Below are 12,221 nucleotides of genomic sequence, written 5' to 3'. Positions count from 1 at the left end.
ATGAAAATAATTCTCAGAAAGAAGTCTACGAGTAATTCTTTTATTTCAGTCACCCCTCCGAGTCTATGATGAGTCCTAACTCTGAATATCACCCGATCTCTCTCCAAATCATTGACACTGTTGCTGCGGCGAAGGGCGTCTCTCCGATGGAACTGACGCCGCTCGCGGACGTTATCGACCCGGATGCGCTCGATTCGCTGTATTCTCCGGCCACGGCGACCACAGTCACGCTTCGATTCGAGTACGAAGGATACAGCGTTCGAATCGACGATGACGGAAGCGTCACTCTTAGTGAGAGCGACGCCCCGACGCGGTGAGTGACGCCGTGACGCGATGAGTGATGCACCGACGCGATGATCGAGCATCAATCCGGTGACTGATCTGTTGGGCTGTGAGGCGACGCGGCCGGGAGCGAACACCAGCGCAAGGCCGCGTCCGACAGAACAGGGGCTTTTACACTCGTGCCGTCGAATCGTCGAGCGATGTTAGACGGGGTCAACGTCGCACTCGGCGTTTCGGGGAGCATCGCGGCCGTGAAGGTCGTCGAGCTCGCCCACGAGTTGCGGCGACAGGGAGCGGCGGTCCGCGGGGTGATGACCGAGAGCGCACGGGGGATTATCCACCCGTGGGCCGTCGAGTTCGCGACGGGAACCGACGTCGTGACCGAACTCACGGGGCGCGTCGAACACGTCGAACTCTGCGGACGCGAGGGCTGGGCCGACGTGCTACTGCTCGCGCCCGCGACGGCCAACACCGTCGGCAAGATCGCGAGCGCCGTCGACGACACGCCCGTCACGACGTGTGCGACGACCGCGCTCGGCGCTGACGTCCCGGTCGTCGTCGCGCCCGCGATGCACGAGCCGATGTACGACCACCCCGGCGTCCTCGACGCCATCGAGCGCGTCGAGTCGTGGGGCGTCGACTTCGTCGACCCACGGATCGAGGAGGGGAAAGCGAAGATCGCGACCGAGGAGGCGATCGTGACCGCCGTTTCGCGCGCGACGACCGAACAGACGCTCGCCGGGCGACACATCGTCGTCACCGCGGGGGCGACGGCCGAAGCTATCGACCCCGTCCGGATCCTCACGAACCGCGCCTCCGGGAAGACAGGACGCGCGGTCGCTCGCGCGTGTCACGTCCGCGGAGCCGACGTCACGCTCGTCCACGACGGCGCCGACGTCCACTACGCGGACACGGTGACGGTCGAATCCGCGGCCGAGATGCGAAAAGCGGTGCTGGATGCTATTGGGACTGATGACAGCGACGCGGAGTCGGCAGCGGCCGACGCACTCGTTTCCGCGGCCGCCATCTCCGATTACACCGTCTCGACCGCCGACGAGAAGCTTCGATCCGGCGAGCCGCGGACCCTCGATCTCGAACCGACCCCGAAGCTCATCGACGACGTCCGAGACGCGCGTTCGACGCTCCCGATCGTGGGATTCAAAGCCGAGACGTCCGGGGACGACGAGAAGATGATCGAGGCCGCGCGCGGCATTCTTGAGCGGTCCGATCTGGCGTTCGTCGTCGCCAACGACGCCTCGGTGATGGGCGACGACGAGACGCGGACGCTGTTCGTCGACGCCGACGACGTCTCGGAGTTCAGGGGAACGAAGACCGCGCTCGGCGCGGAGATCGCCGCGCGCCTCGCGTCGAGGCTTTGAGCCTGATCAGGCGGATCGAATTCGGAGTTCGCCCGCTCGACGTCGAAATCCGCTTGCGTATCGCTGCGTGGCTGTCGACTACTCATCGACGGTGGCACTCGACTTGATCAACGCTGTGCGACCTCGTTGGCGTCGGCGATGACCTTGTACACGACGCCGACTAATCCACCCAGGGCCGCGACGATCCCGGCCAGGAGGAAGACCGCCGCCAGCAGTTGTCCGACGGTGCCGCCTCCGCCGCCGCGGAGCGCCCACCCCGACGCGAACCAGCCGCCGAGAAGCGTCGCCACGTAGCCGACCAGTACGACTGCGTACAGCAGAATCATCTCCCGCCCGAGCGCGTACGCGAGCGCTTGCTTCGCGGTAATCGCTGTCATTCCTCACCCATACCGGCGACGTCTCCGTGAATGTATCGGACGAACGGTCCCACAGCCCCTCATCACCGGGCGCGTCGGCTCAGCGTTCCGGCGTTTCGTCGTCGTCGGAGAGACACGTTCCGAACTCGCTGTAGGGGTTCGAGTACTCGTTCCGGATAATCTCCTCTTCGACGATCTCGAACCCGAGCGAACTGAGCTCTCTGCCGATTCGGCTCAGGTCGTCGCTGTCGCGACCGACGGCCGTGATGTGGACGTTCTCCTCGCCGGTCATAATCTCTCTGACGAAGATCACGCCGTCGACTTCGAGCGCGCGCTCGGCCAGCCGCTCGCGCTTCGGGATCGGTGCCGTGCAGAAGATGATCGTGTAGAGCTGAAAGCCCATCTTCTCGTAGTCGACGTCGACGTGGGTCCCCCGGATGATGCCCGCCGATTCGAGCTTCGAGATTCGGTTTCTGACGGTGCTGGCTGAGACGCCTTTCGCCTCCGCGATGTCGCTGCTGGAGGTGTGTCTGGCGTCCTTCTGGAGCGCGTAGACGATGTAGCGGTCGAGATCGTCGAGATCGACTGCGGCCATACACTGTGTGCAAATCGAATACTAAATAGGTGTTGTGCTCGGCGGTGACCGCTCCCGTCGTCACTGGGATCCCGAAAAATCCACAGGAAAGCTCCGTTGTCGAAGCCGGGCAGCGATCGTTTCGGTTTCTACTCAGAACAGCGATTGTTCCGTCGCGACTCAGAACAACCGTCGTTCGAGCGCGCGCCCGATCCGCCCTCGCAGTTCGGTCTCCTGCTGGTGGACGATGAGGACGGGCCTGTCAGTCCCGGTGAGGTACGCGGCGATCGCGTCGTTCGTCCGTTCGGTCGCGCTGACGACGAGTAAATCCGCGTCCGAGAGATCCTCGTCGGACCTCATCTGGTGCGGGTCGCCGAACGAGACGCAGCTCTGAACCGGAACCGAACAGAGCGCGGCGACCGATGCGTGGTAGTCCTGGAGGGTTCGCCCCTGGATGTCGGAGGCGTCCGAGCGGCCCGCGTAGGCCAGCGTGATCGACCCGCCCGCGGCCGCGGCGATCGCATCGGCGACGGCGATCTTCACCGGATCGTACGGTCCCTCGTCGGAGAGGACCCCGACGACGTCGCAGTCGCCCAATCCGTTCGCACCCGGGTTCAAGAGACCGACGTCGCAGGGGGCGTGTCGGAGGACCCACTCCACGTCGGAGCCGAACAGGAGGCCCCGGAGGCCAGCGGGCGAGGCGTCCTCCATCAGGAGCATATCCGCGTCCTCGTGCTCGGCGTAGTTGACGACGGCGTGGCGGACGTCGTGGCAGACGATGCTTCCGCTGCTGATGGGCACGTCGAACTCGGCGTCGAGTTCGCCCGTCTGGGTCTCGAACTGGACGTCCGCTGGCGATTCCGTCTCGGAGGCGTACGTGAGCGAGATCTGATCGGGGACCTGCTCGAACCGCGCGACGACGACCTCGCCGTCGTTCGCGCGGGCGACGGCGGCGGCGATGCGAAGGAACCAGCGCTCCTCGTCCTTCGAGAGCTCGTGATCGAGCGCGACGAGCACGCGATGGTCGCGTTCGGTCTCGTCGATCGTCTCTCGCGTTCGGTCGACGGCGTTGCGACCGACCTGTCGACGGACCGCATCGACTGCGGCACCCTCGCGGTCGACGCGTCTCCGTCCGTAGGCGAGGAACCAGCCCACGCCCGCGGCGGTCATCACCACCGCGCCGACGAGCGGAACGGTTCCCATCTGCGTCAGTAAGACTACCCCGCCAATGGCTCCGAAGATCTGTATCCACGGGTACAGCGGCGACGAGAACGACGGCTCGTACTCGGCGCTCCCCTCGCGGAACGCGATGACGGCGAGGTTGATCAACACGAAGACGAGGATCTGGAAGGCGCTCGCGAGCTTCGCGATTTCGAGCAGCGGCACGAACGCGATCAGTAGGAGCAACACCACGCCGGTGAGCGTGATCGAGTTAGACGGCGTTCCGAACCGCTCGTGGACCGAGGCCATCAGATCCGGAACGAGGTCGTCGCGCGCCATCGCGAAGGGGTACCGCGACGAGGAGAGAATCCCCGCGTTCGCCGTGCTCACGAGCGCGAGGATCGCGGCCAGTACGACCGCTGCGACGCCAGCGGTTCCCAGCGTCGCGTCGGCGGCGACGGCCATCGGCGTCTCGCTGTCGGCGATACTCGCGGGGTCGGTGACGCCGATCATCACCGTCACGATGAGCGCGTAGAGAACCGTGGTGAACGCGAGCGAGCCCAAGATGCCGATCGGGATGTTCCGGTCCGGGTCAGAGACTTCCTCGGCGACGCTGGCGACTTTCGTCACCCCGGCGTAGGAGACGAACACGAGGCCGGTCGCTTCGAGCAGTCCCCCCGCGCCGCCGCGGAAAAACGGCGTGTAGTTCGCTCCCCGCAGCGAGGGTACTCCGCCGATGACGAACCAGACGAGCGCGGCGAGCATCACCACCACGATCCCGACCTGGAGCCGTCCGGTCTGTTTCGCGCCGAGCAGGTTCACGACGACGAGCAGGGTCGCTAGACCCAGCGCGACCGGCGTCGTAACGCTCGGCGGGACGTCGAAGACTAAAAGCAGGTAGGGAACGCCGCCGACGAGCGCGAGCGCGCCCTTGAACGAGAGCGCGAACCACGTGCCGATCCCGGCGACGGTTCCGAGGAGCGGTCCCATCCCCCGCTCGATGAACAGATAGGTCCCGCCCGCTTCGGGCATCGCCGTCGCCATCTCGGATTTCGAGAGCGCCGCGGGAAGCACGAGAACGCCGGCGACGACGTACGCGAGAATGACGGCCGGTCCGGCGATGTCGACCGCGAGGGCCGGAAGGATGAAGATCCCACTGCCGACCATCGCGCCGATGCTGATTGCGAGCACCGCGTAGAGGCCGAGGTCGCGTTCGAGCTCCTTCGGCACGTCAGTTCACCGCCCGTGAGCGCGTCGACTCCGGGGCCTTTCCGTCGGGCCAACCCCCCAAATTTTCGTCGCGGCGCCGCCACAGGCGGGTTCCGGACGTTCGAACGGTCCCGACGCTCTCTGGTCGATGGCCTGTGATCGATTCCCCTCCAGACGTGGGCCCGACGACCTGCGGATCGTTTCGGACGCGGTAGATGGCGCTTTGTCCTGTCATCGTGTCGTATCGCGGGACGGCGCGCGTGGCAGTCACGTGTTCGACTGTATCGGACAGAACGGAATAAGAACTTCGAACAGATACTGATCTGTCCTTCAAACTAGTATATGCTACCAAAACGTCTATTTTGATGGAGTGATAACAACTACCTTCCGCTGACTGGTTCCTGGCGGGCACCGCTTACGATATTGAACCGCGAAACAGAGATTCGGGAGGTTACAGCAGACCGACGAGCGTCGCACCCAACACGACGAGTACCAAGAGGACGCTCGTTGCGATGCTCGCCCGGAGGCTGCCGTCGCGGAGGTTTTCGCCGTCTCCGCCGACGAGCGCACCGAGTGGCCCGCGAACAGCGCCGTAGGGATCGGCCGCGGCTCGGAGCGACCGCGTCGTGAGATCGACCACGATGTGGTCGACGACCGCGAACAGGCCGGTGACGCCTCGGACGAGTCCGCGCATCCCGTAGAACGTCGCGGGTTCGATCACGGCGTCGACGTCGACGCCGGGACCGACCTTCGACAGCGGCTTTTTGAGGATCGCGAAGCCGACGACGCCGAGCGCCGCCAGCACGAATCCCTCGCCGAGGTGCCCCAGGGTGAAGGGGTGGGCGTCGGCGGTGCTGCCGGGCAGGAGTGCGAACAGCGCGTCGGGGTAGAGCCCGAGCGCGACGCACAGTGACGCGACGCTGAGCATCGCGACCCGTTGGCCGGTGACAGAGCGCTTCAGGTTCCACGTCCCTTTGCTCTCCTTGAGGAACGCGTAGTAGCCGAACTTGATGAACGACATAAACGTCCCGACGCCCGCGGCGAGCAGGATGTAGAAGATGCCGTCCAGATGCTCGTTGTGCGCGGCCGCGGTGATCATGCCCTTGCTCACGAAGCCGTTGAAGCCCGGGAAGCCGCTGATCGACAGGGCCGCGACGGTGAACGCCAGCGCGGTCACCGGGAGCGCGCGACCGAGGCCGCCGAGATACTTCAAGCGCTGCTCGCCCGCCCGCGCGATCACGACGCCCGCGGTCATGAACAGGAGCGCCTTGTACAGGATGTGGTTGAACACGTGCGCGAACGCACCGGCTGTCGCGAGCGCCGTACCGATGCCGACGCCCGCGACCATGTAGCCGACCTGCGACTGGATGTGGTAGGAGAGCAGCCGTCGCATATCATCCTGCAGGAGCGCGTAACAGACGCCGACGAGCGCCATCGCCGCGCCCATGTAGGCGATCGCGAGGTTGCCGTCGGGGAAGGCGCGCGCGAGGCCGTAGACGCCCGTCTTCGTGGTGTACACGGAGAGGAAAACGCTCGCGGCGACGTGCGGGCGCGGGTAGGTGTCGGGCAGCCAGGTGTGCAGGCCGACGAAGCCGACGTTGACCCCGATCCCGACGGCGGCGAGCGCGGCCGGGATCCCCACGACGATGCCGTCGCTCGCGCTGAAGAGGAACGAGCCCACGCTCGCGTAGTGCCAGACGACCGCGACCATCAGCAGACTCCCGCCGAGGCCGTGATAGATGGCGTACCGGAAGCCCGCGCGGACGGCCTCTCCGCCGTAGTCCCACACCAGTAGGGTGGAGGTGACGGCCATCAGCTCCCAGAAGAACACCATCGTCAGCCAGTCACCGGCGAAAACGGTCCCGATGCTGGTGCCGACGTAGCCGAGCGCGAACGCGGTCTGCCGGTTTCGCGCCTCCGAAGAGTACGAATACAGCACGGCGGCCGCGCCGATAAAGCCGAAGATGACGCCCATCAGCTTCGAGAAGGCGTCGACGTTGAACAGCACGGCGTCGAAGCCGAGGAAGGTGACGGAGAGGTACGTCCCCGCGGGCGCGAGGAGCGACCAGACGGCGACCCCGCCGGTGGCGAGCACGCCCAGCGCGTGCCCGAGTTTCCGCGAGAGGAACGGCATCACTAGCGCGACGGCGAGCACGACGAACGCGGGCGGAATCGCTGTCGGCACGTCGGCGGTCGGTATCGACACCGACGGCTCGCTGGCGAGGATCGTCGCTGTCGCGGCCGCGGCGGAGAACGCGCCGCTCATCAGAACACCACCCCCGTCGCGTCGGCGACGACGCGCTGGACGAGCGCGAGGAACACCATTCCCCGCGGCGCGATTCCGAGCGCGACGGCCCCGGCGACAGCGGCCGTGATCGGGCCGAGCATAAACCACGTGCTCTCCTCGCCGAACCCGCGGCGCTCCCACCCGGACGGCGGCGGGCCGCCGTGGTGGTGGCCGTGGTCGTCGTGGTGATCATCAGCGTCGTGGGCCGCTTCAGCGTAGTGATCATCAGCATCGTGGGCCGCTTCGGCGTGATCGTCGTCATCCTCGTTCGCGTCCGAACCCTTCGCGTCCGCACCGAGGTGATCACTCGGATTTCGGTCGACCGCGTACTCGCCCTCGACGCGGGCCTCGATCTCGACTCGGCCCTCGCTCTCGGACGGTTCGACGTCGGGCTCGACCCGGCTGGCGGTGTCGATCGGGACGTCGGCGTCGGTCTCGCCGCGGGATGAGTCGGGTGCGTCGCTCTCTGTGGTGTCGCCTCCCCCCTCTTCGGCTTCGTCGACCCGTTCGCCGCCGTCGGCCGCCAGGCGCGTGCCGCCGATCGGGAACTCGATGAGCGGTTTGGCGTCGGAGTCCTCTGGCGTCTGGAAGAACGCCTGATAGACGATCGGCCAGAAGTAGCCGATGTTCAGCAGGCCCGACACGAGCAGCACGACCGCGAAGATCGCGTTTCCTCCGTTGATGCTCCCGATCAGGAGGTACCACTTGCTCACGAACCCGGCCAGAAGCGGCAGCCCGGCCATCCCGAGGCTCGCGACGGCGAAGGCGACCATCGTGAGCGGCATCCGTCGACCGATTCCGGCCATATCGCTGATGTCGTCGGTGTGGGTCTCGACGTGGATCGCGCCCGCGCAGAAGAACAGCGTGAGCTTCATAAACGCGTGCGCCGGGATGTGAAGGAGGCCGCCGATCAGCGCGGCGGGCGAGAGCAGTCCCAAGCCGAGGACGATGTAGGAGAGCTGACTGATCGTCGAGTACGCGAGCCGTCGTTTCAGGTTGTCCTGCCGGAGGGCGATGATACTCGACACGACGATCGTCACCGCGGCGACCGCCGCCAGCGGCAGTCCCATCCCCAACTGCTGGACCGTTTCGGGGCCGAACACGTCGAGGACGACGCGCGCGATGCCGAAGACGCCGCTCTTGACGACGGCGACGGCGTGAAGCAGTCCCGAGACGGGCGTCGGCGCGACCATCGCGTCCGGTAGCCACGAGTGGACGGGGATGAGCGCGGCCTTCACGCCGAAGCCGCCCGCGAGCAGCGCGAACGCCGCGCGGGCCACGAGCGGATCGGCCGTCGCCAACTCGGCGATGCCGCCGGGCGTGAACGCGACGGTGCCGGTCGTCCAGAAGACGAGGACGGTCCCAGCCAGCACCGCGACGCCGCCGCCGAACGTGTAGGTCAGATACTTCCGTCCGGCCGCGCGCGCCTCGTCGCTCTCGTCGTGGGCGACGAGCGGGTACGTCGCGACCGTCAGGAGTTCGTAGAAGACGTACAGCGCGACGAGGTTCGACGCGAACGCGACGCCGAGCGCCGCGCCGACGCTGCCCGCGAACGCCGCGAAGTAGCGGGTCTGGGAGTGCTCGTCGAGCCCGCGCATATAGCCGATGCTGTAGAAGCTCGTGACGAGCCAGAGCGTGCTCGCCAGGAGCGCGAAGATCATCCCGAGCGGGTCCGCCCGCAGCGTCAGCTCCACGCCGGGGACGAACGTGCCAAGCCGCGAGACGTGGGGCGACCCCGAGAGTGCGGCGGGGACGAGGCTGGCGACGACGCCGAACGTCGCGAGCGCGGTGAGGATCGTGAACCCTTCCCTCACATTGGGTCTCCGGTGCGATGCCACGATCGTGAGAATGCCGAGGGCGGGGAGCAGCACCGCCACCAGCGGTCTGAGAGAGTCGATTTCGCTCATTCGAAGTACACCTCCAGAACCGGCTCGAAGACGGCCACGAGATCAGTCGCGAACAGTCCGAGAACGACCGCACCGACCGCGGCGACAACGACCACGACCTTCGCCTCCGTCGAGATCCCCGCCGCATCGTCCGAAGACGGCTCCGAACCGCCGTCGGAAGCCAAGGTGCCGTCGGTCGCACCGTTGTCGCCCACGGTCGAGTCGTCGGCATCGGCCGACGCGTCGATCGGTGCCTCGCGGAAGTACATCCGCTCGACGACGCGGGCGAAGTACGCGAGCGTCAGGAGCGTGCTCACGACCGCGACGACTGCGACGCCCCAGCGACCGCCCTCGACCGCACCGAGGACGATGTGCCACTTCCCGGCGAACCCGACGGCGGGCGGGACGCCGACGAGCGCGAACGCGAGCACGGCGAAGGCGGCGCTCGTGACCGGCGCGCGGTCCGCGATCCCCGCGAAGTCGTCGACGGTGCGACCGCCCGCAACGCCAGCGAGCGCGCCGACACCGACGAAGAGACCGGCTTTCATAATCGCGTGGCCGACCAGGTGGATCAGCCCGCCGGTCACGGCCGTCGCGTTCGCGACGGCGAACCCGGCGACGATCAGCCCGAACTGCGCCACCGAGGAGTACGCCAGCATCCGTTTGAGATCCGACTGCAGCACCGCGAGCACGGAGCCGACGACGACGCTGACCGCGGCAAGGATCACGAGCGCGTCGAGCGCGAACGGGGCCGCGGCGTCGAACGCGGGCGTGAACACCGCGTAGATGATGCGGAACAGCGCGTACGCCGCGGCCGTCGAAACAAGCGCCGAGATGTACGCGGTGACGCTGTCAGGCGAGTCCGCGTACGCGTCCGGCTGCCACGTGTGCAGCGGGAACAGCGCGGCCTTAACTGCGAGGCCGACGACGATGAGGCCGAAGCCGGTCAGCACCAGCGGCGAGTCGTAGCCGACTTCGGGGATCGTCGCCGCCAGATCGGCCATATTCAGCGTCCCCGTCGAGATGTACAGGTACCCGACGCCCAGCAGGTACAGCGATGCGCCGATCGTTCCGACAAGGAGGTATTTCAGGCTCGACAGCGCCGCGTCGGGCGAGCGACCCGTCGCGACCAGCGCGTACGTGGCGAGCCCGGTGATCTCGATGAACACGTACAGATTGAACAGGTCGCCGGTGACGAACACGCCCGAAATCCCGGCCGTCAGCAGCAGTAGCCCGCTGTAGAACCCGTTGGAATCGGGACCTGCCCGTCGGGCGTAGATCACGACCGCGAGCGTCACGACCGAGACGAGCAGCGCGAGCGTCGCGCTCACGCCGTCGGCGACGAGTTCGATGCCGAACGGCGGCGCGTAGTCGCCGACGGCGTAGGTGAACCGGCCGGTCGCCGCGACCTGACTGGCGACGACCAGCGCGAGACCCAGGTGTGCGAGCGCGGCCACGACGGCCGCGAGCCAGCCGGTGCGGTTCCACAGGCGGCCGAACGCGATCGGTGCGAGCGCCAGCACGATCGGGACCACGACGAGCAGCGCGATCGCGTCAGTCATTCAGCTGCACCTCCCGGATCGCGTCCTCGTCGAGCGTCCCGTACGCCTCGTAGATGCGGACGATGAGCGCGAGCGCGACGGCCGTCAGGCTGACGCCGACGACGATGGCCGTCAGGATCAGCACGTGCGGCAGCGGGCTCGCGTAGGGGCCCGATCCGTGGCCGACCAGGGGCGGGGCCGCGCCGTCGACGTACCCGCTGGTGACGAAAAACAGGAAGATCCCCACCTGGAAGATGTTCAGCCCGATGATCTTCTTCACGAGGTTCGTGCTCGCCGTCACGCCGTACAGCCCGATAGCGACGAGCGCGACGAACACTAGGTAGTTGTAGTGCGTCCCGAGGAGGTCGATCACGCGAGTTCACCTCCCGTCGCCCCGACCGAGGCGTCGACGCCGTCATCGCTCCCGTTGTCGGAGTCGCTGGCGGCATCGTCGCTGCCGTTCGCGGCGTTCTCGGACGGCTCCGCCTCGATGCCGTTATTCGCGGAAACGACGAGGAAATCGCCGCTCGCGAGGCTGAAGAACAGGCTGATGAGGACGCCGGAGACGATCGCGCCGATCGCGAGTTCGACGAGTTCGATGCCGTATTTCACGCCGTCACTTCCGAACCCGTAGGCCTCGTACTCGAGGAACGCGCCGTTCATAGCCAGCGCGCCGAGGCCGACGAACGCGAACGTCGCGCCGCCGACCGCGATTGTCGTCTTCACCAGCGGGCCTTCGAGCCACTCGCGCGTCGGTTCGATCCCGAACGCGAACGCCAGCAGCAGGACGGCCGAGGCGACGATGACGCCGCCCTGGAAGCCGCCGCCAGCGGACTCCGCGCCGTGGAACATCACGAACAGGCCGAAGGTGAAGACGAACGGGACCACCACCCGGACGGTCGTCATAATGATCGTACTCTCGACGTAGGTTTGGTCGGAATCGGCGTGACTCATACGTAGGCCTCCTGTCTGAGAACGAGAAGCACCGCGACACCGGCGGCGATGACCACCGTCGCCTCCCCGAGTGTGTCGAAGCCACGGTAGGCGGCTAACACGGCGGTGACGGCGTTCTCGACGCCGGTCTCGGGATAGGCGTTCTGCAAGTAGTACTCCGTGACCCGCGAGGTCGCCACCGGCGCGTCGGCCGATCCGACGGCGGGCAGCGACCGCACGGTGGTCAGAAGCGTTCCGACCAACAGCACGACGATCGCGACCGACCGCCATTCGACGGCTTCGAGAAGCCGTTCGCCGCTCGGTCGGACTGTCTTGGCGATCGTCACGAGAAACAGGACCGTCGTGATTCCCGCCCCCACGGCGGCTTCCGTCAGCGCGACGTCGGGCGCGGCGAGGAGGATCCACGCCACGGCGATGCCGAAACTGAACGCGGCGAAGGCGATGATCGCGTTGAGGACGTCTCTCAGGAAGATCGCGGCGAGCGCCGCGAGGACGGAGAACGTGAGCACGATGGCGAGCGTGGTCGACACGGTCGTCATTGGTCTCCCTCCGCCGACTGTGCCGCGTCGTTTCCTGCTGGTGACTGCGGCGC

Annotated in this window: 10 protein-coding genes and 1 pseudogene; 2 read left to right on the top strand and 9 right to left on the bottom strand. The window is 66.8% G+C overall.

The features are described from left to right. Positions 1-68: 68 nt before the first annotated feature. The gene (locus FJT57_RS04205) at positions 69-317 is read left to right on the top strand and encodes a HalOD1 output domain-containing protein (protein WP_203229085.1); all 249 of its coding nucleotides are present in this window, start codon (positions 69-71) and stop codon (positions 315-317) included. A 165-nt stretch (positions 318-482) separates the two neighbouring features. Beyond that, a complete protein-coding gene (gene coaBC, locus FJT57_RS04200) occupies positions 483-1,661 on the top strand; it encodes a bifunctional phosphopantothenoylcysteine decarboxylase/phosphopantothenate--cysteine ligase CoaBC (protein WP_144901978.1) in 1,179 nt (392 codons plus the stop codon). A 107-nt stretch (positions 1,662-1,768) separates the two neighbouring features. Here the strand turns inward: coaBC and FJT57_RS04195 are convergent, their stop codons facing one another. From FJT57_RS04195 to FJT57_RS04155, 9 genes and pseudogenes are all read right to left on the bottom strand, one after another. Continuing rightward, a complete protein-coding gene (locus FJT57_RS04195; protein ID WP_144901976.1) occupies positions 1,769-2,038 on the bottom strand; it encodes a hypothetical protein in 270 nt (89 codons plus the stop codon). A 79-nt stretch (positions 2,039-2,117) separates the two neighbouring features. Then, positions 2,118-2,612, bottom strand: coding sequence for an Lrp/AsnC family transcriptional regulator (locus FJT57_RS04190; protein ID WP_144901975.1), 495 nt, complete (start codon positions 2,610-2,612; stop codon positions 2,118-2,120). Positions 2,613-2,771: 159 nt separating this feature from the next. Then, positions 2,772-4,982: an amino acid permease gene (locus FJT57_RS04185; RefSeq protein ID WP_144901973.1), complete on the bottom strand. Its 2,211-nt coding sequence runs from the start codon at positions 4,980-4,982 to the stop codon at positions 2,772-2,774. A 430-nt stretch (positions 4,983-5,412) separates the two neighbouring features. Then, the gene (locus FJT57_RS04180; protein WP_394348805.1) at positions 5,413-7,095 is read right to left on the bottom strand and encodes a Na(+)/H(+) antiporter subunit D; all 1,683 of its coding nucleotides are present in this window, start codon (positions 7,093-7,095) and stop codon (positions 5,413-5,415) included. 131 nt (positions 7,096-7,226) lie between these two features. Beyond that, the gene (locus FJT57_RS04175) at positions 7,227-9,155 is read right to left on the bottom strand and encodes a cation:proton antiporter (RefSeq protein ID WP_144901969.1); all 1,929 of its coding nucleotides are present in this window, start codon (positions 9,153-9,155) and stop codon (positions 7,227-7,229) included. After that, positions 9,152-10,696, bottom strand: coding sequence for a monovalent cation/H+ antiporter subunit D family protein (locus tag FJT57_RS04170; protein WP_144901967.1), 1,545 nt, complete (start codon positions 10,694-10,696; stop codon positions 9,152-9,154). Before FJT57_RS04170 ends, FJT57_RS04175 begins: the two co-directional genes overlap by 4 nt. Further along, complete coding sequence (locus FJT57_RS04165; RefSeq protein ID WP_144901965.1) at positions 10,689-11,048, bottom strand: cation:proton antiporter subunit C; 360 nt, start codon at positions 11,046-11,048, stop codon at positions 10,689-10,691. The genes FJT57_RS04170 and FJT57_RS04165 overlap by 8 nt, the downstream gene beginning before the upstream one ends. 149 nt (positions 11,049-11,197) lie before the next feature. Beyond that, positions 11,198-11,629 (bottom strand): annotated as a pseudogene (locus FJT57_RS04160) (MnhB domain-containing protein); the annotation flags it as partial. Next, positions 11,626-12,168, bottom strand: a complete 543-nt coding sequence (locus tag FJT57_RS04155; RefSeq protein WP_144901961.1) for a DUF4040 domain-containing protein — start codon at positions 12,166-12,168, stop codon at positions 11,626-11,628. The gene FJT57_RS04155 and the pseudogene FJT57_RS04160, both read right to left, overlap by 4 nt. Between the last annotated feature and the right edge of the window lie 53 nt (positions 12,169-12,221).

Source organism: Halobellus captivus (assembly GCF_007655485.1).
Lineage (GTDB): Archaea > Halobacteriota > Halobacteria > Halobacteriales > Haloferacaceae > Haloquadratum > Haloquadratum captivum.
Note: the sequence above shows the minus strand (reverse complement) of the source record. Positions and strands in the feature narration are given on the sequence as shown.